This is a genomic window from Campylobacter mucosalis (genome assembly GCF_013372205.1).
In the GTDB taxonomy this organism is placed as follows: domain Bacteria; phylum Campylobacterota; class Campylobacteria; order Campylobacterales; family Campylobacteraceae; genus Campylobacter_A; species Campylobacter_A mucosalis.
The window spans coordinates 745690-768974 of sequence record NZ_CP053831.1 but is presented as its reverse complement, the minus strand read 5'-3'; the positions used below and the strand labels follow the sequence as shown (position 1 = coordinate 768974).

Annotated in this window: 29 protein-coding genes; 23 read left to right on the top strand and 6 right to left on the bottom strand. The window is 35.8% G+C overall.

Annotated elements, in window-relative coordinates; translation table 11 throughout:
* Positions 1 to 328: 328 nt before the first annotated feature.
* Positions 329 to 460 carry a hypothetical protein gene (locus tag CMCT_RS09425; protein WP_280525196.1) on the top strand — a complete coding sequence of 44 codons (132 nt, stop codon included), beginning with the start codon at positions 329 to 331 and terminating at the stop codon, positions 458 to 460.
* A gap of 245 nt (positions 461 to 705) precedes the next feature.
* On the opposite strand, the gene CMCT_RS04065 is transcribed toward CMCT_RS09425, so the two are convergent.
* Both CMCT_RS04065 and CMCT_RS04060 read right to left on the bottom strand, forming a co-directional pair.
* On the bottom strand, positions 706 to 1779 hold the full coding sequence (locus CMCT_RS04065; protein WP_034967263.1) for a ParA family protein: 1074 nt from the start codon (positions 1777 to 1779) through the stop codon (positions 706 to 708).
* A gap of 201 nt (positions 1780 to 1980) precedes the next feature.
* Positions 1981 to 2163, bottom strand: coding sequence for a hypothetical protein (locus tag CMCT_RS04060; RefSeq protein WP_034967264.1), 183 nt, complete (start codon positions 2161 to 2163; stop codon positions 1981 to 1983).
* Between the two features lie 71 nt (positions 2164 to 2234).
* Between CMCT_RS04060 and CMCT_RS04055 the strand changes: the two genes are divergently transcribed.
* The 16 genes from CMCT_RS04055 (at position 2235) to CMCT_RS03985 (ending at position 13557) form a co-directional block, all read left to right on the top strand.
* Entirely contained in the window at positions 2235 to 5294 is a 3060-nt protein-coding gene (locus tag CMCT_RS04055) for a hypothetical protein (protein ID WP_034967267.1), read from the top strand.
* Positions 5295 to 5390: 96 nt separating this feature from the next.
* A complete protein-coding gene (locus CMCT_RS04050; RefSeq protein WP_034967268.1) occupies positions 5391 to 6374 on the top strand; it encodes an SU10 major capsid protein in 984 nt (327 codons plus the stop codon).
* Between the two features lies 1 nt (position 6375).
* Complete coding sequence (locus CMCT_RS04045; protein ID WP_034967271.1) at positions 6376 to 6765, top strand: hypothetical protein; 390 nt, start codon at positions 6376 to 6378, stop codon at positions 6763 to 6765.
* Positions 6755 to 6880, top strand: a complete 126-nt coding sequence (locus tag CMCT_RS09420) for a hypothetical protein (RefSeq protein ID WP_257791972.1) — start codon at positions 6755 to 6757, stop codon at positions 6878 to 6880. The genes CMCT_RS04045 and CMCT_RS09420 overlap by 11 nt, the downstream gene beginning before the upstream one ends.
* Positions 6870 to 8978, top strand: coding sequence for an RCC1-like domain-containing protein (locus CMCT_RS04040; RefSeq protein ID WP_034967273.1), 2109 nt, complete (start codon positions 6870 to 6872; stop codon positions 8976 to 8978). Before CMCT_RS09420 ends, CMCT_RS04040 begins: the two co-directional genes overlap by 11 nt.
* A gap of 13 nt (positions 8979 to 8991) precedes the next feature.
* On the top strand, positions 8992 to 9396 hold the full coding sequence (locus CMCT_RS04035) for a hypothetical protein (RefSeq protein ID WP_034967275.1): 405 nt from the start codon (positions 8992 to 8994) through the stop codon (positions 9394 to 9396).
* A gap of 8 nt (positions 9397 to 9404) precedes the next feature.
* On the top strand, positions 9405 to 9734 hold the full coding sequence (locus CMCT_RS04030; protein WP_176325027.1) for a DUF1353 domain-containing protein: 330 nt from the start codon (positions 9405 to 9407) through the stop codon (positions 9732 to 9734).
* Positions 9735 to 9736: 2 nt separating this feature from the next.
* Entirely contained in the window at positions 9737 to 10138 is a 402-nt protein-coding gene (locus CMCT_RS04025; RefSeq protein ID WP_034967278.1) for a hypothetical protein, read from the top strand.
* Positions 10135 to 10299 (top strand): hypothetical protein, encoded by a 165-nt coding sequence (locus tag CMCT_RS04020; protein ID WP_176325026.1) that lies wholly within the window; start codon positions 10135 to 10137, stop codon positions 10297 to 10299. The genes CMCT_RS04025 and CMCT_RS04020 overlap by 4 nt, the downstream gene beginning before the upstream one ends.
* 53 nt (positions 10300 to 10352) lie before the next feature.
* Positions 10353 to 10544, top strand: coding sequence for a hypothetical protein (locus CMCT_RS04015; RefSeq protein ID WP_034967279.1), 192 nt, complete (start codon positions 10353 to 10355; stop codon positions 10542 to 10544).
* A gap of 8 nt (positions 10545 to 10552) precedes the next feature.
* On the top strand, positions 10553 to 10834 hold the full coding sequence (locus CMCT_RS04010; RefSeq protein ID WP_176325025.1) for a phage holin family protein: 282 nt from the start codon (positions 10553 to 10555) through the stop codon (positions 10832 to 10834).
* A gap of 237 nt (positions 10835 to 11071) precedes the next feature.
* Positions 11072 to 11482, top strand: coding sequence for a DUF5675 family protein (locus CMCT_RS04005; protein WP_034967283.1), 411 nt, complete (start codon positions 11072 to 11074; stop codon positions 11480 to 11482).
* Positions 11482 to 11721 carry a hypothetical protein gene (locus CMCT_RS04000; protein ID WP_034967285.1) on the top strand — a complete coding sequence of 80 codons (240 nt, stop codon included), beginning with the start codon at positions 11482 to 11484 and terminating at the stop codon, positions 11719 to 11721. Before CMCT_RS04005 ends, CMCT_RS04000 begins: the two co-directional genes overlap by 1 nt.
* A complete protein-coding gene (locus tag CMCT_RS03995) occupies positions 11711 to 12373 on the top strand; it encodes a hypothetical protein (RefSeq protein ID WP_034967287.1) in 663 nt (220 codons plus the stop codon). Before CMCT_RS04000 ends, CMCT_RS03995 begins: the two co-directional genes overlap by 11 nt.
* Positions 12374 to 12376: 3 nt before the next feature.
* Positions 12377 to 13300: a hypothetical protein gene (locus CMCT_RS03990; RefSeq protein WP_034967290.1), complete on the top strand. Its 924-nt coding sequence runs from the start codon at positions 12377 to 12379 to the stop codon at positions 13298 to 13300.
* A gap of 29 nt (positions 13301 to 13329) precedes the next feature.
* Positions 13330 to 13557 carry a hypothetical protein gene (locus CMCT_RS03985; RefSeq protein WP_034967293.1) on the top strand — a complete coding sequence of 76 codons (228 nt, stop codon included), beginning with the start codon at positions 13330 to 13332 and terminating at the stop codon, positions 13555 to 13557.
* Positions 13558 to 13944: 387 nt separating this feature from the next.
* On the opposite strand, the gene tgt is transcribed toward CMCT_RS03985, so the two are convergent.
* Complete coding sequence (gene tgt / locus CMCT_RS03980) at positions 13945 to 15066, bottom strand: tRNA guanosine(34) transglycosylase Tgt (RefSeq protein WP_176325024.1); 1122 nt, start codon at positions 15064 to 15066, stop codon at positions 13945 to 13947.
* A 95-nt stretch (positions 15067 to 15161) separates the two neighbouring features.
* Here tgt and CMCT_RS03975 point away from each other — a divergent pair, with 95 nt between their 5' ends.
* Genes CMCT_RS03975 through fic form a run of 5 tightly spaced genes read left to right on the top strand, consistent with a single transcriptional unit; the run spans position 15162 to position 18946 of the window.
* On the top strand, positions 15162 to 16241 hold the full coding sequence (locus CMCT_RS03975) for an MlaE family ABC transporter permease (protein ID WP_034967298.1): 1080 nt from the start codon (positions 15162 to 15164) through the stop codon (positions 16239 to 16241).
* The gene (locus CMCT_RS03970; protein WP_034967299.1) at positions 16238 to 16972 is read left to right on the top strand and encodes an ABC transporter ATP-binding protein; all 735 of its coding nucleotides are present in this window, start codon (positions 16238 to 16240) and stop codon (positions 16970 to 16972) included. Before CMCT_RS03975 ends, CMCT_RS03970 begins: the two co-directional genes overlap by 4 nt.
* Entirely contained in the window at positions 16972 to 17859 is an 888-nt protein-coding gene (locus tag CMCT_RS03965; protein ID WP_169752359.1) for an MlaD family protein, read from the top strand. Before CMCT_RS03970 ends, CMCT_RS03965 begins: the two co-directional genes overlap by 1 nt.
* Entirely contained in the window at positions 17856 to 18404 is a 549-nt protein-coding gene (locus tag CMCT_RS03960; protein ID WP_034967302.1) for a hypothetical protein, read from the top strand. Before CMCT_RS03965 ends, CMCT_RS03960 begins: the two co-directional genes overlap by 4 nt.
* A gap of 2 nt (positions 18405 to 18406) precedes the next feature.
* Positions 18407 to 18946: a protein adenylyltransferase Fic gene (gene fic, locus CMCT_RS03955; RefSeq protein WP_034967303.1), complete on the top strand. Its 540-nt coding sequence runs from the start codon at positions 18407 to 18409 to the stop codon at positions 18944 to 18946.
* A gap of 1 nt (position 18947) precedes the next feature.
* On the opposite strand, the gene CMCT_RS03950 is transcribed toward fic, so the two are convergent.
* Complete coding sequence (locus CMCT_RS03950; RefSeq protein ID WP_034967306.1) at positions 18948 to 19139, bottom strand: helix-turn-helix domain-containing protein; 192 nt, start codon at positions 19137 to 19139, stop codon at positions 18948 to 18950.
* Between the two features lie 167 nt (positions 19140 to 19306).
* Between CMCT_RS03950 and CMCT_RS03945 the strand changes: the two genes are divergently transcribed.
* Complete coding sequence (locus CMCT_RS03945) at positions 19307 to 20092, top strand: toxin-antitoxin system YwqK family antitoxin (RefSeq protein WP_034967307.1); 786 nt, start codon at positions 19307 to 19309, stop codon at positions 20090 to 20092.
* A 25-nt stretch (positions 20093 to 20117) separates the two neighbouring features.
* On the opposite strand, the gene CMCT_RS03940 is transcribed toward CMCT_RS03945, so the two are convergent.
* Positions 20118 to 22043 (bottom strand): MacB family efflux pump subunit, encoded by a 1926-nt coding sequence (locus CMCT_RS03940; RefSeq protein ID WP_176325023.1) that lies wholly within the window; start codon positions 22041 to 22043, stop codon positions 20118 to 20120.
* Positions 22043 to 23197, bottom strand: a complete 1155-nt coding sequence (locus CMCT_RS03935) for an efflux RND transporter periplasmic adaptor subunit (RefSeq protein ID WP_034967310.1) — start codon at positions 23195 to 23197, stop codon at positions 22043 to 22045. Before CMCT_RS03935 ends, CMCT_RS03940 begins: the two co-directional genes overlap by 1 nt.
* Positions 23198 to 23285 lie beyond the last annotated feature (88 nt).

The window sequence follows — 23285 nt, the reverse complement described above, 5'->3', positions numbered from 1 at the left end:
AAAAGATATTTAAATAAAAAGTGTAAATATTATTTTGAAAAAACATATTTGTAAAACAAAAGCGATATTATTGTGGCAAAAATAAATATTGACAAAATTATATAGTAAATAAAAAAAATAAGGAGTTAATATGTGTGATAAATGGTATCTTTGCCAAGTTGGCTAAATGTGGAGTTTGCCAATATCGCAAAGGAGCTCGGAGAGTAAAAGTGCAATAATCAGACAAGCACTTAATTATTGCTTTGACATTATGGATTCAGAAATAATGGAGCAAAAAACCAAAGAAAAAGCAAAACATGCACGCTAGATGAAGTAGAATCAATAATAAATGAATAAAAGGCAATTTGAATTTAGCGAAAAAGCACTAAAAAAGCTTAAAGATTTAAAAAAATCGGTGGCTCATTTTATAATCTCTGGGTTTAAAAATCTCATCTTGCATTATAACTACGTTTATGAGTAAGAACTTTTAAAAACGCAAAAGATAAAAAGCTAAAAGGTTTGATTGATGGCTTTAGTCGTCTAAAGCTTAGAAGTTTTAGAGCAATATATCATAAGCTTGATGGTAGGCTTACAATATATGCTTTAATGACTAGTGATAGGAAAAGACGCTTGTTAAATTTGGTTATTTTTAAGACTTTTCATAGAAATCAACACAATAGCAACATTATAAATATTATCTTTAATAGTGTATTCTTGAATTATTTTTCAAGTTAAGTCAATCACTCTTTGTGCCAATGCTTTAAATTCTGCATTAAATGACTCTTTGTTCGCTTCCATTGTGTTTAAAGCGTGCCCAAATTGATTTGTGCTTGCTATTTGTTCCCTAGTAAGAGCATAGACCGGCACTTGAAATTCTTGGCTGATTGCAATTAATGAATTAAAGTCCGCAATATGTGCCAAATCATATGGCTCTAGCTCATATTGAGACAAAACCTGTTTTATTTTAGTCTCGTCTGCTATACAATTTTTTTGTCTTAATACCGGGACCAAATTATCGCTAATCTCTTCTCTAATTTTACATATCCAATTTTCAAAAGATTTTGCTGGACTGCCATTTCTTGGTCTATATCTTTGTTGTATGGTTCCTAAGAATTTAGGGCAATTTTTTATCGCGTAGCTTCTATCCTCAGAAAATCCGTTCATTTTTTTAAAATATTCAATTTCTTCGTGCCATTTTTTTATATTTTTTGCTAGTGATCCCACGGCTTGCCAGCAAAAGAAGTCTGGAGATGTTGGCACAATAAAATAATCGCTAGACATTAAAATTACCTCATTTAAGCCACCTACGTTTGGGCTCAGGTCGTATAAAATGTAATCTATCCCATATTTATTAGCCAAAAGAGTAATGATTTTAGGCAATCCAGCCGGTATTTTTTTAGTTGCAGGAACACCCTGTGCTATTTTTAAAGCTACGCTAATCTGTGAATCTAAGTCTGACACATCTAGGTGTCCCGGCAATAAAAATAAATCTTCATTTCCTGTTGAAGTCAAAACTCCTTTGTTGGAATTTACAAACGCTTCAGCAGAATCCCCGCTTATCAGGGCCGACACAATATCTTCCATGGTAAGATTATTTTTGTTTTGGTAAAAATTTTCTAAATCTCCATCTTCTTTGCAAACATTGTATCCTAAAACAACTCCTGTAAGATTACATTGCGAATCCAAATCGACCATCATAACCTTATTTCCCATATTTGCTAGTTGCCAGCCAATATTAAAGGTTGTTGTGGTTTTGCTTACTCCGCCTTTATGATTAAAAAAACAAATTGATTTTGACATAATATCTCCATGCGTTTTAAAAAATATCTATGATTGAATGAATTTTAGCATAAGACAGTAAAAAAGAATATAAATTTTATATTTTAATGCTCTTAATGCCATAATTATTATTTTAGAATTTTGATTGCAGTCCTATTTTTTTATTAATTATATAAAACCAACTTCAATAAGCTTTTGCGTTAAATTATTATTCTTTTTAACTTAATTTTTATACATTTTTAACTTTCTTTTTTGGGCTGCTTTTGTTATTTGCTTTTTTGATTTTATAAATTGCTCAGGACTTGCGTCGCTTATATCTTTTATCGTTGGTGCATAAATTTTATTAAATAGATTATTTGGTGTCTCTTTTACTATTGGCGATAAATTCATTGTTAATATCATCATTTGCTAACGTTCTCAGCAAATTTATATAAGGATTTAATCATTTTTAATTTTTCTTAGTTTGCCATTAAAAAATGTGTTTTTATGGCACTTTTGCACTAGGCGGACTTTTTAAAAGCGATGATGAAAGAAAAGCGGACGCTAGTAGAACAAAAGATATTTTTATAAAAACGGCGCAAGAGCTAGGCTATGAGCCGTTTATGGCAACTCATAACGGCGAGATAAAATACGGCGTTAAGCTAAAAAATGGCGAGATAAAGGATATTACGCCTGATTTTTTAGACCTTTTGGGGGCTAATGCTAACGAGTTAGTAGGCTCGCTTGGTGGCACGGCGGTTGCACTTGCGACAAAAAGCCCGGTAGCAGGGGGAGCGGTAAGAAGTTTATTAGCACCAGCAACAGCAAGAGCTTTAACGTATGGAGCAGTTGGTAGTGGAGCTGGCGCGGTAGCGGATTATACAAGAAACACAGCCAACACAGACGGCGAGTTTAAAATAAACGAAGCTATAAAAGCAGGTGTTGGCGGAGCTAGTAACGAAGCCTTAGGGGCTGGACTTGCTGAGCTTTTAAACCCAGCTATTAAAAGCTTTAAAGCGACCGGTAAAATTTCAGCCGAAGCAATAAGTAAAGCAGCTGATTATATGCCTATTTTAAAGACATTAAGAGAACAAAATGTAGGTGGAGCGTTAAAAGAGTTACAAGCTCAAATGGGTGGTAAAGAGGCATTAGATGAGTTTTTAAAACAAGCTGATGAAATGGGCGTAAGAGTAAATATTAACGACGGCTCATATTTAGCCAGTGTTGCAAAAGAGGAGCTAGAAAAAGCAGGGCAAAAGGTAGATGATTTTAACGCTCAGAATGAGCTAATGCAAAAAGGCAAAGAGTGGACGCAAAAGGGCGTAAATTTAGCAAAAGACGCCGTAGATACAGCACAAAATCTATTTTTTAAAAATGATGAGATAACAAAAAATCAAAGCGACTTTTTAACCGCCGCAAGAGGCAATGAAAGAGTGGCTCAAATAGCAAGTAACGCACTAAGCTCAAACGCAACGGCAGCAAATAGAATGAATGAGATAATTACAGCTGATACAAATAAAATTTTAGATGAGTTTAATGCCTTAAAAGGGGCTGATGACATATCTGTAAAAGATATGGCGACAAATTACGAAGCAAGGGTAAAGCAAGAATTTAACGACGGATTAAAAGCCTTAGAGGATAGCATAGGCGATATAAAAACGACCATTTACGATATACCGACTAGCAAAGAGTTTTTAAACGATATAAACGAGCTAAAAGCAAGAGAATGGGGCGGGGTGGCTAATACTAGACTAAAAAATATCTTAGAGAATTTAGCAAATGGTAAAGAGATAGATATAAGCGGAGTAAACGGACTAAGAGCCGAGCTAAACGACCTAATAGCAGACGCCCAGCAAAACAGCGTAAAACGCATTGCAAGAAACATTAAAGATTACGTTGAAAGCGATATTTTAGACGATATTTTAACAAAATCCCCACTGCAAAACGAAGCTAAAAGCCTTTATAAAACAATGGTATCTGAGTATAAAGATATGAAAAATATCACGGACAGCACGTGGTTTAAAACCGCACAAGATATAGATAAGGGCGAGGATAGCGTTATTAATGCGATAAGTAAGGTAATAGATGAAAAAGCTTCAAATAATAGCGTAGATAGCTTTTTATCAAAGCATAGCGATAAAGATATTTCAAAAGTGGAGCTTGGCTTATTAGAAAAAGCCTTAAATAAGCACACATACAATGTAGGCACAAATGGCAAGGTGCTAGATATAAAAAGCGTTATAAAAGCGGTAAGCAATCACAATTTTAGAAGTGGCGACGCAAAGAATTTTGTAAATTTACTTAATAAATTAGACCCATTAATAGGGCAGGATATAAAACTAGCAGACGCAATAGGCATTTATAAAAAGGGCGAAAAAATCCAACAAGGGTTTAGCACAGACCCCACCACTAGAATTTATACTATGATGGCAAACCGCACCATAAAAACAGCCCTAAGACTAGCACCGATAATCGGCAGACAGCCGTCATTAATCCACCACGTAGAACAGGCGATTTTAAAGTCAAAAAACTATAACGGCTTTATAAATAACCTAACAAAAATCGCAACTGATAAAAATATACCAAATAGCATAAGGGCGGAGCTAACTAAATTTTTAACCGCACGTGATGATTTAACGCCAAAACAAGAAGCAAAAGAAGCGACAAACGCCATAAATGTAAATAAAAATCCAAGTATTGATGAGCTTAATGCACTGCAAAAGCAAAACACCATTTTGGGCGAAAACTTTGCAATGGCAAAGGAGGGTAAATTAACATATTTAGACAATGTAAAATTTGAGTTAGATAAAGTTTTGAAAGAAAAAACAGGCATAGATGAAGCGATAAACGCCTCTCTTGCGTGGCTAAAATCAAAGCACCCTGAAATGTTTAAAAATCAAAGGGCGGTTAAAGAGCTTATTGACTACGTGCTAGACAATCCAAACAGGGTAACAGAAGCAAAAACGCCAAATAGTGTTTTTATCGCAAAAAACGACGGCAAAAAAGTAAAAGATATTGTTATAAATAAAGATGATAATAAGATAATCCACGCAAATGCAAGGCGGATGAATAAAGATGAGATAAAAAAGAGCTTAGCTAGTGGGGACGCCCTACTCCCACACGCCGATACAATGCCGACAGGGGCGTTAAAGTTGGAGAATAAATCTCATTTAGCTAAGCCCACTGATGGCATTATACCAAAAAACGAAGCAAAAAGCGAAGTTTCTTTAGAAAATAGTGATGATTTTACCCCATTTTCACACCCCATTATCGGCGGCGGTTTGTTAGGTGGTGGCTTAAATGGTGTAGAGCGTGATGAGAATGGCGATGTAAAACTAGATTTTGATGAGTTCGTAAGGGGATTTTTCGGCGGGGCTTTGGGAACTAAACTGGCGAGTTTAGGGCTTAAAAAATCAAATCCTAGCTTTTATAACCGTATAATGGGCTATGCAAACAAATACCCAAAAGTAGCACAAACAGACCCTGCAATGCTTGGCGATATGCTTAGACGTGGCAAAGATAAAGAGCTTAGAGAGATTGAAAACAATATAACCTAAAAATAAATCAAAAATTACCCATCACTGCAAAAAATGGGTAGTTTTTGCATACCCCAAACTTATAAACTAAGCCAAATTCATCATAAAGGATAGAAAATGGCAATAACTTCAACTGGGTATCAATCTCCAGCAACACAAAGAGTTGGACTGGCTCCGTCAGTCTATGACAAAATCCTGCTTATAGGTTCAGATGAAACGCCTATACTTTCACTTATGGGTAAATCAAAGGTATCTAGCACAAAACATAGCTGGATAACCGACACACTAGCCGAGCCAAAGAAAAACGCACAGCTAGAAATTTCAGATTTTGTAGGAGATGATAAAAGCTCAAAAGTTGAGCTGTTTAACAACACTCAAATTTTTACCTCTAACATTATGGTTTCAAAGACTATGCAGGCAGTTAAAACCTATGGTGGGAACGAACTAGCTCACGAAGTTAGCAAAAAGGCAAAAGAGCATAAAGCCGACATCGAATATGCTCTTTTAGGACTTGGTAGAGATAGTAACGTAAAAACTTCAGTTTTTAAGGCTCCAACCGCTAGAACAGATACAACTGCTTCTGAAATGGCAGGGCTATTTTACTATGTAGCAAAGGGTGCATCGGCTTTTTCAAGTGGCAAACGTGGTAATGTTTTGGCATTTGATAGCAGTGGGGACTGGCAAGGCACAGCAGGTGTTTTAACAGAGGATATATTAAGTCAAATTTTACAGCAAATTTGGGATAGTGGAGCAACGCCAAAAGATGTATTTATTGGAGCAAACCTTAAAAAAGCGATAAACAAAATCGCAACTCGTCAATTTGGCAATGATAAGTCAATAAACACTCGTGTGGTTTCGCTTGAAACAGATTTTGGCAAGGTAAATTTCAGAATGCACCGCCTATTAAGTGCTAAATTTGGACTTGAAGACGTGCTAATTGCTGGGGATTTTTCATACGCTAAAAATGGACTTTTAATCCCTACGACCATTGAGGACGTATCAACCAGCAAAACAGCTAAGCAAAAGCGCTACTACACCGAAAGTGCTCTTGAGGTAAGGATACCTGACGCATTTGCAATAGGCGTTGGGTTAAAGGCGTAAAATGCTAAGCAAAAGAGCAAAAGAAATTTTACTCTTTAAAGGAAAGTCAGGGATTAAAATCCCTGATGATGAAATTTTAAGCGAATTGTTTTTAGAAGCTATGCTCTATGTAGCTACAAAATGCACTCCTAGTGAGCTAATGGAGCGTTATCGGTTGCCAAAAATGCAGGTATTTAGGAATTTAGCCAATGAAACTTTTATACGTATACCAAAAAAACCTGATTTTAAAAGTGATACTGAGCATTTGCAGATTGATGAGGAGCTAAGTTATGCTGTAATTTATGAGGTGCTTTATTTGCTAAATAAAGAGCCTTTTAATAGACAGCAAAGCTTAGAGATAATAGCGCAATATAACGCCAATGAGGGGCTAAGTATCGATGATGTTAGATAAAGAGGTAAAGAATTTGGCAAGTATTGATTTGTTTAAGCTTTTTAAGCAAATCGCACAAAGGCTTAAGCAAGTTAAAGAGAGTATAAAAAAGGCAGGTTTTAACAATGGCAACTAGTATATATGAACTAAAATTGGCACAAGAAAAATTAGAGGCATTGCAATTTTTATTAACGCAAATTGATAAGCTAGAGAGTGTTATAAGTGAAATAAATTTAGATGAATTAAGACAGATAAATACGTATGTAAAAAGTGCAGAAACTACGATAAAAGAGATAAGACCACTAATAGAAACCATGCACGATGATATAGCTCAAAAGCATGAAAACTTTAATAATAAATGTGATCAAATAGTTCCATTAATAACAGAACTAGAAGCTTTAAAGCTAGAACTAGTAAAAATAAAAACCGATGGGATTATAGATGATGAAGATAGCTCATTTTTAAAGGCTTATAGCTCACAAAAAATTAAACTACTTTTACAAGAGCTAAAAGATAGTTTAAATCAACTTATCCAAACTGCCCTAGATGACAAACTCTCCGTCAACGCAACAGCTCACGATACAGAGTTGTTTGATGGTCTTGATAGTTCTGCTTTTGCTAAGGTAGAAACTACTTATACAAAAGAGCAGATAGATGATCTAATTACAGCGCTTCCTAAACAGATAGATGTATATACAAAAATACAAACAGATGAACTTTTAGAACTAAAGGCTGACAAAAATACAGCTTATACAAAAGAGCAGATAGAAGCAATGATAAACCTTAAAATTCATTCACGCAATAAATCTATACAGGCAAGAAAACTTCTAAACACATCATCAATGATGAACCCAAAAAAATATAACTTAGTTTATACAGAAGATGATGATTTATTATTTTGTGGGGTTCAAGACAGTGAAGTTCCTTTTACACTTGGTGTAGGAAACTACTTAACACCTCTATTTTGGATAAATCTATCCCATCCTTTAAAAAACGTATCTAAAATTAAAGATATGTGGGCTAGTGAAATAAACACTTATATATTGTATGAAAATGGGGATTTGTATGGTAGAGGTAGAGGGAGGGATTATGCATTGGGTCAAGGAAATCCAGCAAATCAATTTAATTGGGTTAAAATTTTAAGTAATGTTAAAAATTTTACGGTTTTTTGCACATACCATAACGGAGAGGATGCCCATTGCTTTGCAGCTAAAAACGATGGAAGCTTTTGGTTTTTTGGAGAAATTCCTCAAAAGCCTTATCTTTTTTCAAAGCTTGCAGACTCCGGTACATCCGTAACAACAACTCCAAAACAAGTCACTTTCCCATCTTTTATATCAACAGAAGGTATAAAGACTATTTGGTTGTATCAAATTACATATAATCTTGTGATATATATACTCACAAATACAGGCAATCTATACGTAGCAGGTTATACGCGGTATTCACTAGGGTCTGGAAACAAGCGTCTAGAAGGTGTATCATCTTTAGAAAAAGTTAAAATACCTGAAAATAAAAAAGTGGTGCAGATTGTAGACTATAAAAATATTAGTGTGACTCGTAATCGCGAGAGCACTGGTTTCTTAGCTCTTTGTGATGATGGAACTTTATATACTTGGGGGTATATTGGTAATGGCACTGAAAATTCAGAACTTCCTATGCAACTTTTTCCTGAGCTTTTTTCTTATGGGAAGGTATATGATTTTGCCTCAGATCCTGTTGTAAAAATTATAGGCGATGCTTGTAACTATTTTGTATTAACTACATCAGGCAGGTTGTTTGAAATAGAGGTTAATAGGATATGGTATGCAGTACGCCATACTAGTGAAAAACATAAAATAGTAAAAGAGATAACTATACCAAATAAACCTAATGCAGTTTTTAAAAATGTATACATTCTTACTCCTAGCCAGTCTTATAAATATGTCGGTTATGCAGTTGTAGATGAGGATAATAATAACGAGTTATCTTTATACTCTTGGGGAGTAAATACATCAGGGGCTCTTGGTGTAATGGATGTAGTTGATAAAGAAACTCCAACAAAGGTAAGCTTTCTTTATACAAAAAACATAGTTGATATAGTATGCATGGGAGATAAAGAGGATGATAATGTAACTATATTTTACCTCCTAGATAATGGTCAGTTATGGGGTTGTGGGAGCAATAAATATGGTCAATTAACTGGTCTTGGCTCTACTTCTAGTCACATAACAATACCAACGTTAATTTTATAAAAAAGGATTAAATATGCACATAATATATGTAACATCTGATTTTATTCAAGCTTCGCTAGAAGATAAAGTGCTTATATCAGCTCCAGCTGGGGTTAAGCTAAAGACAAATGATAAGAGCAAATACATCACTTGGGAGATTACTGATAGTGAAGTTATAAATCAAATAAATACCTTTTTAAAACAGTTTGTACCTTGTAAGATAACTGCTAGGCAAGCAAGACTGCAACTTATTAAAGAGGGTGTGTATGAGGCTGTAGAGAAGTTTATTAATGAGGGCGATAACTCAGTGGCAAAGGTAGAGTGGGAGTATGCTTTAGATATAGAAAGAACCAATCCACTTGTAGGTGTTCTAGCTAATCAGTTTAATTGGGATGATGAGAAGCTAGATGATATGTTTATAAAAGCGTCTGTGCTTTAAGGATAGCTATGAGTATACATAATCCTATCTTAAAACCTTTTAGTAAAGATAAATTTGAACTTGTAGAAGAGTATAGGTATCAAGATATTATCATCCCAGCTGGGTATAAAACTAATGGAGCAAATATCCCACGTATCTTTTGGAGTGTGTATCCTCCAAACTCTCCTGAGTATCTAAGTGCAATACTAGTTCACGACTATTTATGTGATTTAGAAAAATATGAGTTAGCAGATGAAATTTTAAAAGAGATGATGACAGAGCTTGGTTGTTCAAGACTAAAGGTTAGTATCTTTTATCTGTGTTGTAGAGTATATCATAAGCTAAGATATAGGGAGTAAAGATGTTTAAAATTTTAATGAACTTTTTACCAAATTTATTTAAATCAAACGCTATTATTTACGTCCTTTTGTGCTTTTGCGTGGGTGTGAGCTTTATATTATTTAGCCTAAATCAAACACTAAACAAACAGCTAAAAATCGCAAATGAAAAGATAGGAATTTATAAGCTAGAAAATGAGCTTATCCGCTCAAGCTTAACCACTTGCAACACCAAAATAGACGAACAAAACGCCAAATTTAAAGAGCTAGAAGCAAAAAAGCCAAACCTAGCAAAGATAACCGCAAATATAAAAGCCAAACAGAGCGTAAAAGCACCAAAAAATAGCGAGTGCGTAGAGATAAAGGGATATTATGAAAGAGCCACTCAGGATTTAATAAACAAACTAAAGGAAAACAGACAATGAAGCAAATTCTTATACTTTTAGCCCTTTTTGCATTTGTAGGCTGTGCGGATAAACAGGTAATAACCGAGTATAAAAAGCAATACATCCCTATAAAATGCCTAAACAAAGAGGACCTGCCAACCATGCCGACTTATGATCCGAGTAAGCCAAGAGAGCTTTAATGAGGTGGTGCAATATGTTTTAATAGTCCATGAGCTTTTAATAGGGTGTATAAATGAGTAAATTTATAAAAAAGACTATGATTTATCTACTTGGTGGCTTTAGTGCTGCACTAATAAGCATAAGTAGCTACTATTTTTTTAAATGGGCGATAAGTAGTGATGAGATTAGCACCTTTGCATGGCTTTTAAGTGTTGGTGTGTTTAATGCAAAATTCCCTCCTAGCTGGTGGGAAGCGTTTTTTTAGAGGCTAACATGCTAAGTAGCTATTTGCTTTATGTAATGGCACTGGGTATTTTAGGCTCACTTGTTGGCTTTACTAAAAGCGATCAAAAGGGCTTAAAGGCTTTTAGCTATCGGCTTATTGATGGGGTATTTTCAGCATATATCGCTTATGAGATAGCATTTTATTTTTTACAAAATGAAAGACTTTGTATGGCGATATGTGCGACCGCTGCGTGGTTTGGCAGTGATTTATTAGTTGAGATTAGAGACATAATCATAAGTGCGATAAAAGCAAAGATAGGAACAAACTAAAAAATAATGAAAGGAGTTATAAGGAGTAATTTAAATGGCTAGAGGTTTAACCTACTAGCCCTATAAAAGGGGCTAGGCTAAAAAGCCTTGACTATAATTATACAAAGTAGTATAATTATGACAAGTAAGTTATTAAGCATAAACTCACCTCACTTTCTGAGGTATAATTTAGGCTGGAGGTTGCGACCCTCTGGCCTAACCTCTAGCTAATTATACAAATTATTCTAAAAAATTACAATGATACTTAAAATTAACAGATTTAAAGAGATAGATGACGGCACTATCGGACGTTTTACGCTTTTTAAGGGTGATGAAGTTTTATTAAATGGCTTTACACTTGAACCAGCAGGGAGCGACGAAATACGTCCTAACTTAGATAAAAGAATACCGCAGGGCGTTTATAACGTAATATGGCATAAAAGCCCACGCTTTAAGCAGGTATTGCCACTACTTTATAATGACAAAGTAAGCCGTGAGCGATATATCTTAATCCACGTAGGCAACCATCCAAAAGATACGCAGGGTTGTATTTTATTAGGCGGTAATTATGACGATAAAGGCGTATTTAACTCAAAAGCCACTCTAAGCAGATTTTTAGAGCTAACCAACGGCTTAAATTTTAAGGTAGAGATAGAAAGTGGGTTTTAATGCCAACACAAGAAGAGAGAATAAATAATCTAGAAAACCAAATAACAAACCTAAATACTCAAATCTCACAAATAAACGAACGCATACAAAGCTTGATAGATTGGTGCGAAAGTCTAAGTGATAGAGTAAGCACAATAGAGAGCAACGGCGTAAAAACGCAAGTGGCAGTGATGAGTGATGAGATAATATTACAAAAAACAAAGATAAGACGATTAGAGAGGCAAAAAGATGGATATTAGTTTTAATGAAAGTTATCAAAACAGAGTAAAAGAGCTACTAAGAATAAGTGTGGATGAGAATACGCCGTTTCAAGAGACTATAAAATATCTCGAGGATAAATTCACAGAGTATCTAATACCAAATGATTATCGTATAAAGATACTATCAAATATCTTGCCACAGATGACGCTTCAATTTACCACCATAGCAATGCAAGTGGCTATGGTGGTAACTGAAAAAGACCTAAGCTTTAATATAACTCTTGAAAATTTAAAGAAGCAAGGCTTGGCTATGGACGCTAATATTGAGGGAATAAGAGAGCAAACAAGAGGTCAGCAGATAAAAAACGATGAAATAGATGAGCAAAGAGCGGATAAACTAGCAAATTTAAAGAAGCAAGGGCAACTGCTAGATGCACAGATAAAAAAGCTAGGCACAGAGGATAAACTAGCTCTTGCTCAACAAAAGGCGATAGATGAGCAGGTAAAAGACAATAGATTGATAAAATCTATCGGCGTTGTGGGCGGATTTATAAGTGATAATCAAGCTGGAGGCATGATAGTGCCAACAGATATGACTAAGTACTTCTTTAATCTAACGCATAGACTAATAAGTAAAGATGTTACAGGCGTAGTAGAACCAACAAATATGACAATGACTAAAAAAACTTAAAAAATGTATGGTTATATAGCTTTTAATGACTTTATAAACGCAACAGCTAGAAGCGATGATGATACATTTGCCTTTATGGCTGGTGGAAAGCTTGATAATACATTTGCTGGAGGGAGTGCTTATAACTCTTTTGTATTGCCTGGTGCTGATTTTAGATCAATCTTTATAAATCAATCTCTATCTTTGAGTGCTTCTATCATAAACTTTAACGAAGACTTTGCTGAGTTTATGCTAATGCCTATACAGATACTACTAACTAAAGAGCGTGAGTTTGACATCGTGCAGATGTACAACAAAATAGATAAGGTAGTGCAACTTAGGCAAAAAATAAGAGAAAGCACAAGAGAAAGAGATAGTAAATTTAATCATGATGGCAGTTTGACAAACAAAGCAAAAACTGGAAATTTTAATGGGTTTGCTGCAGAGGTAGTGGCTGATACTGCACTTGAAAATTTAATAGAAAACATAGCTACTTCATACATGGGCCCAATAGGCTCAGCTGTAGCTGGTATGGTGTATGATGGTGTAACACAAGGAAGAGTAAATACAGCAAATGTGCCAGAAGCCATTTATAATAGTGTAAAAAATATGACATTAAACACGGCTGTAAATACGACCGTAAAAGCACTTGGTGTTACATCTACGGTTTCTACTTTTGCGGTTTCGGCAGTGACTTCTGCTTTAGTAAGTGAAATTTTAGAGACAGCGTTTGGTCTAGATAATCACTTTGGATTTGGCGGAGATTTTGTTGGGGTTGATGATGTGGGAACGCCAGTACATGAAGCACCACTTGGCTTTATAGATGGGATTAAAAATATGCTTGGAATACTTGATGGAGTTGGGCTTATAGCAAGTAAAGAAGACTATTATGAGACAAAACAAATTGCTGGATGGAAAAATAAGGCTGGTAGGTATATGGGCAGATAGGTGATGATTTAAGAGGGGCTAGTAAGACTATGAAAGAAAAAATGAGAGAGATAAATAGACGAGCAAAAGAGAATGCCCAAAGAATGGCTAAAGAAATAGAAGAAATGGGAAAACGAACCCTAAAAGAAGCCTTGGATGAATGGGATAGAGAAAGAGAAGGTAGGGACAAAAGTGGCTTTAGCGGTAAAGATGCTAGGGGAGAGACAGAAAGAGGCACGAGAGAGGGTCTTGGTGCTAGTGGTGGCATGATGGCATAAAATATATAAAATCTGTGAAAAATAAAATTAAAATTTGTGCCTCAAACTGTGCCTTATTTTTTGTCAAAACTTTGGCACACTGACAAAAATTGTGCCTAACTTAACCAAAACTTAAAACATTGTAGAGCTTTAAAACGCTGTATTTTAGGGATTTTAGTTGGTGTCAAAGGGGAGACTTGAACTCCCGACCCCTGGCATAACAGCTCGGCGTGCATTTTCTCGGCTTGCTTGTAGCTTAAAAGGCTAACACTAAGTATTGAGCCAAACATAATGACAACTAGTATAAGTGCCACTTTAACCCGTAAAGACTTCATCTATAATCCTTAATTATTTTTGATGTTGTGGCATTATCTCACAAAAAACATAAAGGTAGTCTTTAAATGTAAATTAAACGTAAATTTTTGCATAAAAATTTCGCTTAAATTTGGCAAACTCGCCCCTATTTATCGCCTCTCTAATCTGCTTCATCAAATTTAAATAATAATGCAAATTATGAATACTAGCAAGGCGAAAAAATGTAAGCTCCCTAGCCTTAAAAAGGTGGTTTAGATAGCCACGAGAGTAGTGCCGACACGTGTAGCAATTACACTCAAAATCAATTGGGGCGTGGTCGTTTATAAAACGAGCCGATTTTACATTTATCTTGCCAAAACTTGTAAAAAGTGTGCCGTTTCTTGCGTTACGTGTTGGCATAACGCAGTCAAACATATCAACCCCACGCTCTACATTTTCAACCAAATCCTGCGGTGTACCAACGCCCATTAAGTAACGTGGGCGAGAAGCGTCAGTAAATGGCATAACGCCTTGTACGGTGTCATACATTTCATTATTGCTCTCACCAACGCTTAATCCGCCAATAGCAAGTCCGTCAAATGGCATATTTGCAAGCGCCTGCGCACAAATTTTACGCGCCTCATAATCAGTTCCGCCTTGAATAATGCCAAAGATATTTTGATTTAGCCCCACGCCCTCAGATTGTTTAAGCTTGTGATACTTTATCGCCTCATCTGCCCATTTTATCGTGCGTTTTAGACTTAGCTCAACTCGCTTTTTCTCAGCCGGTAGTGCTATTAAATCATCTAAAATCATCATAATATCAGAGCCTAAATCATACTGCGTATCAAGCACCGAGCGTGGTGTAAAATAGTGCATTGAGCCGTCAATATGGCTTTTAAATTTTATCCCGCCGTCATCGTTTTTGGTATTTGCTCTTAGTGAAAACGCTTGAAATCCACCGCTATCTGTTAAAAATGAGCGGTTAAATTTACTAAATCCGTGCAGTCCGCCAAACTCCTTAACCACCTTTGAGCCAGGACGCAGATACATATGATAGGTGTTTGCTAAGATGATTTTGGCGTCTAAAATTTCAGCCATATCAATCGCATCAAGGCTCTTAACCGCACCAACCGTGCCAACAGGCATAAAAACAGGCGTCGCAATCTCGCTGTGAGCCGTTTTTAAAATTCCAGTCCTTGCGTTGCCGTCGTATTTTAATACTTTAAATTCCATAACTATCCTTTAAAATTGCCATTTTAGCAAAAATAATTTTATAAACAAATCAGGCGGATTTTGTTAAAATATCAGCTTTAAATTAAAGGGATAATTTGCATAAAATTAAAATTTCAGGAGATAAAATCGCACTTTTTGACGCCCTAACCTACAAGGACGCAAAGCAGTTTAACGCCGTTTTTAAAGGGTTAAAACATCAAAAATATGAGATTGACTTTGCAAACTTAAAGAGCATTGATTACGCAGTTGCGATTTTACTTGTAAATTTTAAGGATAAATTTGGTGCGAAATTTATAAATCAAAATAAAAATATAAGCTCAATTTTTGAGCTAATCGATGATAAAAAGATAGATAAAAGTAATTTTTCAAAGTCAAAACAGCAAAATTTCATAGCAAATTTGGGTAAAAGAATTTTAGATTTAAATAAAAATTTTCTAAATCTCAGCTCATTTTTAGGCGAGTTTATCATCAATCTTTCAAAAGCGTTTATAAAACCTAAAAATTTCAGAGCTAAAGAGCTATCAAACTACATAAAAGATAGTGGTATAAATGCCCTTTTTATAGTGCTTTTAACGTCATTTTTAATAGGCATAGTCTTAGCATATCTAGGCTCAGCAATGCTAGCTAAGTTTGGTGCTAGTATATTTATCGTTGATATTATGGGTGTTTTAACACTTCGTGAAGTCGCACCACTCATCGCTGCTATCGTTGTTGCTGGACGTTCATCATCTAGTTTTGCTGCACAAATTGGCGTTATGAAGATAACAGAAGAGGTTGACGCGATGAAAACAATGGGGCTTGATCCGTTTTTGTTTTTGGTGTTGCCACGTGTTATAGCGATGATTTTAGTGCTTCCAGCTGTTGTATTTTTAGCCGATGTTGTTAGTATTTTTGGTCAAATGATCGTTTCAAAAAACATACTTGATATAAATTTTGGCGAGTATTTAAGCCGTTTTAAGGATAGTATTGACTTAAGACACCTTTATGTTGGGCTTATAAAAGCACCATTTTTTGGAGCCGCGATAGCTCTTATTGGCTGTTTGCGTGGTTTTGAAGTAACTGGTAACGCCTTAAGTCTTGGTGAGAAAACAACCATAAGCGTTGTAAACGCGATATTTGCAGTCATTGCCATCGACTCAGTTTTTGCAGTATTTTTTATGTGGTATGGCGTATGATTTTACAAGGTCTAAACGTAACTACAAGCTATGCTGGACGAGTAATACACGATAATGTCAGCTGGGGCGTAAAAAGTGGCGAAATTTACGGCTTTTTAGGTGGTAGTGGTAGTGGTAAAACTACGCTTATGAAAACTATGATGTATCTTAAAAAACCAGATCTTGGAGAGATAAAATTTAACGGCATAAATATGTGGCAAAGTCCGATAAATACGCAACAAAATATCAAGCTAGAATGCGGAGTAATGCTTCAGTTTGGTGCGCTTTTTAGCTCGATGAATATCCTTGAAAATGTCGGCGTAATGCTAAAAGAATACTCAAATTTTAGCACTTCACAAATAGATGAAATTTCGATGTTTTGGATACAAAAAGTTGGTCTAAAACCGCACGTTGCAACGCTCTATCCAGCCGAACTTAGCGGTGGTATGAAAAAAAGAGCAGCTCTTGCAAGGGCTTTGGTTTTAAGCCCAAAGGTACTGTTTTTAGATGAGCCAAATAGTGGTCTTGATCCGATTAGCTCACGTCAAATGGACGCCCTTGTTTGCGAACTACGCGATACTTTAGGGCTTAGTGTGGTTATGGTTACTCACGACGCTGATAGTATTTTTGATATACTTGACCGATTTTTGATAATCGATAACAAAAAAATCATCTTTGAGGGCGATATGAGCGAGGCAAAAAATTTAGAAAATAACCCATTAAAAGAGTTATTTGATATGAGGAAAAGTTAGTGGAAAATAGAAATTCTTATACTGCCGTTGGGCTGTTTTTTATAGCTTTTGTGGCTTGTTTTGCGATATTTATGTGGTTTATGAGTGATAGTGATAAAAACGTTGATTACACCAATTACTACATTATCACAAACGAACTGCCAACTGGCATTAGAGTGGAATCTCAGGTTAAATTTGTAGGTGTTGTCGTCGGAAGCGTGAGCGATATAGCCTTTAATAGTGATGAAAAGATACGCTTAACGTTAAAAATTCGCGAGGATATCCCTATTAAGGCCGACAGCGTAGCTGATATAGATTATCAAATGATAAGCGGAATTTCATCTTTAAATATAAGTCGTGGCACAAAGAATTTTGGCACAAATCCTAAAATAATAACCCTAAATGAAGGGCTTTTAACAAAGCTAAAAAATAATGCACAAACCATGGGCGAGAAGTTAAATGAGAGCCTCCTAAAGCTTGATAGGCTCACGTCTGATGAAAATATATTGCACCTTCAAAACACGCTTAAAGGCATTGATGAGCTTACTTCTGGCGTTGCAAAAAGCGAAAATTTAGAAAATTTATCTGAAATTTTAAAGAATTTAAGCAACTTTTCGGCTAGTTTAAATGAGCTAAATTTAAAAGAGATAAATGCAAATTTAAGCTCCATTACAAAATCAGCAAATGCCCTATTTACTGGACTAAACAAGACACAACTGCTACTTGCTGATAAAATAAAAAGTGGCGAGTATGACCTAAAACAAACCATTGAGCCAACACTAGATGAAGCAAACAAATTTTTAAATAGCTTTGAAAAAACCCTCAAAGAGTTGCGAAATGCCTTAAATAGGCTTGAGGATAACCCTTATGAGTTTTTCTTTAAAGATACGAGCGGAGATACAAAATGAGAAAAATTATCTTTTTATTTATTGTGATATTTTTTGGTGGTTGCGTGTTTAAAACAAACTCAAAACCAGCGACAATGTATGAAATTTACTACTCAAAAAATGAGTGCAATAAAAAACTCGAGCCAAAAAATGTATACATTGAGAGTATTAAAGCCCTTGACATCGTTGATAATCGCCAAATTTTAATTATATCTGAGCGAAATTTTATCCGCTATCTTGACGACACAAAATATGTCGCCCTACCAAGTGAGATGTTTTACAAGGCACTTTTAAAAGGTGTGTATTCAAACTGTGGATTAAAGCCTGTTTTTAGCCCAAAAGATGATGACTTGCGTTTAAAAGTCGAGCTTGTATCGCTTCATATAAGGGGCGATCACGCCGAAGTAAGCCTTGCTTATGAGTTAAAAGATGACAAAAACATCATCAAATCAGGTCTTATTAACGAGCGAATTTTCTGTCCTGATCCAAGCTCAGTAACTATCTTTAACACCATAAACAAAACTGCAAATTTGGCAATCGATAGACTTATAGGCGAAATTTTTTAACTATGAAACAAAGCGAGATAGATAACCTTAGCCTTTTAAAGGCATACGAGCTTTTTGAAAGTTGCGAGATAAACAGAGTTGAAGTTGGCACATTTAAGGGTTTAAGCCAAATTCACGGCTATATTTTTAAGGACTTATATGATTTTGCAGGTAAAATTAGAGAGATAAATATCTTAAAGGGCGGTTTTAGGTTTGCAAATTCGCTCTATTTAAAAGAAATTTTACCAAAAATAGAGGCTTTAAGTGAGCAAAATTTTGACCAAATAGTTGAAAAATACGTTGAGATGAACATAGCTCATCCATTTTTAGAGGGCAACGGCAGAGCGATGAGAATTTGGCTTGACTTAATGCTAAAAAACAGGACAAAAATGCTCATAAACTGGCAAAATGTAGATAAATTTAGGTATTTACAGGCAATAAAGAGAAGTCCAGTAAATGACCTAGAATTAAAAACGCTTCTAAGGGCAAATTTAACCGATAAAATAGATGATAGAGAGATTATCTTTAAGGGCATAGAGCAGTCGTATTTTTACGAGCAGTAATTTATTTTGAGCCTTTGTCATCGTTTTTCATAAGCTGTTCTAATTGCTCGTAGCTGTTTTTTAAAATTTTACTTGCTTCATCGACTGCTAGTCCTTGCATTATCACTCTATACAAATTTGGTCTAGTCTTTTTCCAGTTTCTTAAAGTTTGAACATCCACACCCAAATATCCAGCTATATCACGCTTTGTCATACCCTGCTCTCTGTTTTTTTTGCGTGAGAATATAAAATTTCAGGTTAATAGAAAATAGCATAAATATTATGCTTATTTATTAAAATAAAGATAAATATTATGTTTTTTAATTTTCTATTTATTTTAAATTTAATTAAATGAGCTTTAAAATTCACAAAGGAGCAAAGATGAAAAGAAAATTTATTGTAGGTGTAATGCTTGGGATGTTTTTAATCGGATGTGGCGACGGCGTTGATAGATACGAAACAAAAGAGAATAAAACCAAGATAGTAGTAACTCCATATAATGATAAAAATCAAATTCACGGCACATACAAAGAGTATAAAAAATACTCAAACGGCAAATCTCTGATAAGAGAAGCTGAGTTTAAAAATGGTAAATTTGATGGATACGTAAGACATTTTGACCACAAAGTTACCACTCTTGAAGAATTTTACGTAAATGGCAAACTTCAAGGTGAGCGTAAAGTATTTAATAACGATGGCACTAAATACAAATTATCATACTATGAAAATGGTAAGAAAAATGGTAAAGAAATTGAATGGTATGACAATGGAAATATAAAAGAAGAGAGCAATTATAAAAATGGCATATTAAATGGCAAATACAAAGAATACCTCGAAAATGGACAACTTATGAAAGTTGGTTCATATAGCGACGGCAAAGAGGTTGGAATTTGGAAACATTATAATAAAAATGGAGTTTTAGCTTTTGAGGGCGAATATTTTATAGGTCAAAATGGTCATTCTAAAAATAAAGGAGCACATAAGCGGTATGACGAAAATGGAAGATTAAATACTGAATACGTGTATAATGAAAATGGAAAATTTATGTATAGAAAATATTATGAAAATGGGAATTTGCGAGAATACAGCGAACCATACGGCAATAAAGATTGTGTGATATACTACAATGAAAACGGAGAAGAAGAGTACCGTCGTGACTGCCAATAAATTTTAGCCACATCTGTGGCTAAAACTACTCCCTTGAAAGTGCGTCTATTGGGTTAAGGCGTGAGGCGTTTCTTGCTGGGACAAAGCCAAAGATAATGCCTATGGCTATTGAAGTAACGAGTGCCACCACGATTGAGGCGTTTGAGAAAATCATCTTAAAATCGCCAAAGTTATTAAACACATAGCCAATAGCATACGCCAAAGCAACGCCGATAGCACCACCAATGATACAAAGCAAAACAGCTTCAATTAAAAACTGCTGTAAAATATTACTAGCCCTAGCGCCGATTGCCATTTTTATGCCAATCTCTTTTGTGCGTTCTGTTACTGAAACTAGCATTATATTCATCACACCGATACCGCCTACAACTAGCGAGATAACGGCTATTGATGAGATTAAAAGTCTCATCGTGCCAATCGTCTCTTCAATCGTCTTTTTAATACTATCAGAATTTCTAGTAAAAAAGTCCTTTTTGCCGTGCTTTGCGGTAAGTAGCTCAGTTAGGCTTTTCTCAGCAACCTGTGCATTTACGCTATCTTTTACCCTAACGGTTATGTAGCGAATAATCTTATCGCCAGTGATTTTATTTATCACGCTTGAATATGGCGCATAAAGCCTAAGCACACTTGGGTCATCAAAGCCATTATCAGTTGGCGCTACAACGCCGATGATTTTTAGCGGTTTTTTATCAAAAAGCACCACTTTGCCGATAGGATTTTCGTTTTTAAATAGCGTTTTTTTCGTGTTTGCGTCTATTAAAACGACACTTGCCGAGCCTTTAATCTCATCATCATCAAAAACCCTGCCCTGCTCAACTTTTAAGCCATTTACATCAAGTGTGCTAGAACTACCGCCACGAAGCGAGGCAGAAAATGATAAATTTTTATAAGTAAGTATGCCAGAGCTTGAAGTATTTGGGGTTACGGAGTCTAAAAATGGCTGTTTTTCAAGGAATTTCGCGTCGCTTACACTTAGGGTTCTAACGCGGTTTGACCTCATATCGCCAAAGCCTTTGCCGGGCAAAATATCAATGGTGTTTGTGCCAATTTTGCTAATGCTTGAAAGAATTTGCTCTTGTGAGCCTTTACCAAGTGCGACCACGCTAATGACCGCTGCTATGCCAATTATTATGCCAAGCATCGTTAGCATTGATCTAAGCTTATGCGAAAATATCGCAGATACCGACATTTTAAAGCTCTCAATGAGCTGGTCTTTGTAGTAGTTTAATAGGCTTTTTTCTGGCTGTTTTGCTTCGTTTAGATTAAAAATTTCATCTTTTTTTTGCGTGTCGCTGATGATATCGCCGTCTTTTATCTCAATGACTCTGTTTGCGTGAGCAGCGATATTTGCGTCGTGGGTTACGATGATTATGGTGTGCCCCTTTGCGTGAAGCTCTTTTAAAATTTTCATCACCATTTGTCCGCTCTTGCTATCAAGCGCACCAGTTGGCTCGTCAGCTAGTATTATCTCGCCGCCGTTTATTAGGGCGCGTGCGATACTTACACGCTGTTGCTGTCCGCCACTAAGCTTGTTTGGATAACTTGAAATTTTATCTCCAAGCCCAAGTCCGCTTAAAATTTCACTGGCTAGTCTCTCTCTATCTTTTTTAGCTACACCAGCATAAATGCTTGGCAGTGATACGTTTTGCAGGGCGTTCATACTTGAAAGCAGGTTGTATCTTTGAAAGATAAAGCCAAATTTCTCACGCCTAAGCTGTGCTAACTCATCGCTTTTAAAGTGCGTGATATCCTTGCCGTTTAAAAGATACTCGCCACTACTTGCATTATCAAGACAGCCAAGGATATTCATAAGCGTTGATTTGCCAGAGCCTGATTGTCCGATGATCGCGATAAACTCGCCCTTTTTTATGCTTAAATTTATGCCGTTTAAAACCTGTATATCATTATCGCCGACACGAAATTTTTTAACAATATCTTTTAAAACTATCACTAAAATTTCGCCTTTTCTACCATTTTAGCGATCTCTTCGCTGCTGCCTTGTGCCGTGATTATCTCGTCATTTTCGCTAACACCGCTTAAAATTTGCGTATTTATGCCATCACTTATGCCGACTTCTACCTCAACCTTTTTTGGCGAGTTTTCAGATAAAATTTGCACAAAATGCCTTTTGCCGTCTTTTTTTACGGCGATACTTGGCACGATAATTGCGTCTTTTGCCTCGTCAATTAGGAGAGAATTTTGCGTTGTCATACCGATTCTTAAAATTCCGTCTTTATTATCAACTATGCTTTGGGCGTAGTAATAAACAGCCGAAGTTGAGCTGGTACTTGAAGTGCTGGTGCTTGTGTATTTGCCGTCACTTAGCGTGGTAAGACCCGGGTCAATTGAGCTTACGACCGCATAGAATTTCTTATCATCTGATAAGATTTCATACTCAACCTTTGTGCCGACCTTGATTTTTGTAATATCGCCCTCGGCAATTTGCATTTTAAGCTTAACACTGCTTAAATCAGCGATATAAACGATAGTTGGCGTGGTTTGATTTGCATTTATGGTTTGCCCCTCTTCAACTGGCACAGAGACCACAACGCCGTTTCTTGGGGCTAAAATTTTGGTGTAGCCAAGATCAATTAACGCCGTATCAAGCGCGATTTTAGCCTGATTTATCTGTGCGTTTAACTCGCCGATTTTTGCCTTGGCACTAGCCATAGTGTTTTTTGAATTTTCGTAGTTTTGCTTTGAGGTTGCGTTTGCTTTAAAGAGCGAATTTTCACGCTCAAACTGCGATTTTGCAACCTCATAAGCCACTTTTGCACTTTCAAGCTGTGCTTCATAGATTAAAAGCTGAGCGCGTCTATTTTCAACGTTATTTTTTTGTGTTTCATCATCTATTTCAGCTATCATATCGCCCTGTTTTACGCTATCGCCTAGCTTTACGTAAAGCTTTTTAATCTGACCGCTAACCTGTGCTCCCACATCAACAAGCTCGGTCGCAAAAATTTCGCCATTTGCCTCAACATTATACGCCAAATCGCCCCTGATTGCCTTTTGCGTGATATACTCAGTCTCTGGCTTTGGGTTTAAAAACTCATAAGCAAAAAATCCAGCCACTAAAACAGCCACAATAAAAATAAATTTTTTCATATCTTTCCTTTTTTGTAATTCTATTAAAAAAACCTAAATAAAATGTTATGGTTAGTTTATTAAATTTTAAACTTTATCGCCATATAAT

Excerpts from the sequence above, each read along its gene's own strand:
- CMCT_RS09425 (WP_280525196.1), top strand. The coding sequence starts at position 329 with ATGAATAAAAGGCAATTTGAATTTAGCGAAAAAGCACTAAAAAAGCTT.
- CMCT_RS04065 (WP_034967263.1), bottom strand. The coding sequence starts at position 1,779 with ATGTCAAAATCAATTTGTTTTTTTAATCATAAAGGCGGAGTAAGCAAA.
- CMCT_RS04060 (WP_034967264.1), bottom strand. The coding sequence starts at position 2,163 with ATGATGATATTAACAATGAATTTATCGCCAATAGTAAAAGAGACACCA.
- CMCT_RS04055 (WP_034967267.1), top strand. The coding sequence starts at position 2,235 with ATGTGTTTTTATGGCACTTTTGCACTAGGCGGACTTTTTAAAAGCGAT.
- CMCT_RS04050 (WP_034967268.1), top strand. The coding sequence starts at position 5,391 with ATGGCAATAACTTCAACTGGGTATCAATCTCCAGCAACACAAAGAGTT.
- CMCT_RS04045 (WP_034967271.1), top strand. The coding sequence starts at position 6,376 with ATGCTAAGCAAAAGAGCAAAAGAAATTTTACTCTTTAAAGGAAAGTCA.
- CMCT_RS09420 (WP_257791972.1), top strand. The coding sequence starts at position 6,755 with ATGTTAGATAAAGAGGTAAAGAATTTGGCAAGTATTGATTTGTTTAAG.
- CMCT_RS04040 (WP_034967273.1), top strand. The coding sequence starts at position 6,870 with ATGGCAACTAGTATATATGAACTAAAATTGGCACAAGAAAAATTAGAG.
- CMCT_RS04035 (WP_034967275.1), top strand. The coding sequence starts at position 8,992 with ATGCACATAATATATGTAACATCTGATTTTATTCAAGCTTCGCTAGAA.
- CMCT_RS04030 (WP_176325027.1), top strand. The coding sequence starts at position 9,405 with ATGAGTATACATAATCCTATCTTAAAACCTTTTAGTAAAGATAAATTT.
- CMCT_RS04025 (WP_034967278.1), top strand. The coding sequence starts at position 9,737 with ATGTTTAAAATTTTAATGAACTTTTTACCAAATTTATTTAAATCAAAC.
- CMCT_RS04020 (WP_176325026.1), top strand. The coding sequence starts at position 10,135 with ATGAAGCAAATTCTTATACTTTTAGCCCTTTTTGCATTTGTAGGCTGT.
- CMCT_RS04015 (WP_034967279.1), top strand. The coding sequence starts at position 10,353 with ATGAGTAAATTTATAAAAAAGACTATGATTTATCTACTTGGTGGCTTT.
- CMCT_RS04010 (WP_176325025.1), top strand. The coding sequence starts at position 10,553 with ATGCTAAGTAGCTATTTGCTTTATGTAATGGCACTGGGTATTTTAGGC.
- CMCT_RS04005 (WP_034967283.1), top strand. The coding sequence starts at position 11,072 with ATGATACTTAAAATTAACAGATTTAAAGAGATAGATGACGGCACTATC.
- CMCT_RS04000 (WP_034967285.1), top strand. The coding sequence starts at position 11,482 with ATGCCAACACAAGAAGAGAGAATAAATAATCTAGAAAACCAAATAACA.
- CMCT_RS03995 (WP_034967287.1), top strand. The coding sequence starts at position 11,711 with ATGGATATTAGTTTTAATGAAAGTTATCAAAACAGAGTAAAAGAGCTA.
- CMCT_RS03990 (WP_034967290.1), top strand. The coding sequence starts at position 12,377 with ATGTATGGTTATATAGCTTTTAATGACTTTATAAACGCAACAGCTAGA.
- CMCT_RS03985 (WP_034967293.1), top strand. The coding sequence starts at position 13,330 with ATGAAAGAAAAAATGAGAGAGATAAATAGACGAGCAAAAGAGAATGCC.
- tgt (WP_176325024.1), bottom strand. The coding sequence starts at position 15,066 with ATGGAATTTAAAGTATTAAAATACGACGGCAACGCAAGGACTGGAATT.
- CMCT_RS03970 (WP_034967299.1), top strand. The coding sequence starts at position 16,238 with ATGATTTTACAAGGTCTAAACGTAACTACAAGCTATGCTGGACGAGTA.
- CMCT_RS03960 (WP_034967302.1), top strand. The coding sequence starts at position 17,856 with ATGAGAAAAATTATCTTTTTATTTATTGTGATATTTTTTGGTGGTTGC.
- fic (WP_034967303.1), top strand. The coding sequence starts at position 18,407 with ATGAAACAAAGCGAGATAGATAACCTTAGCCTTTTAAAGGCATACGAG.
- CMCT_RS03950 (WP_034967306.1), bottom strand. The coding sequence starts at position 19,139 with ATGACAAAGCGTGATATAGCTGGATATTTGGGTGTGGATGTTCAAACT.
- CMCT_RS03945 (WP_034967307.1), top strand. The coding sequence starts at position 19,307 with ATGAAAAGAAAATTTATTGTAGGTGTAATGCTTGGGATGTTTTTAATC.
- CMCT_RS03935 (WP_034967310.1), bottom strand. The coding sequence starts at position 23,197 with ATGAAAAAATTTATTTTTATTGTGGCTGTTTTAGTGGCTGGATTTTTT.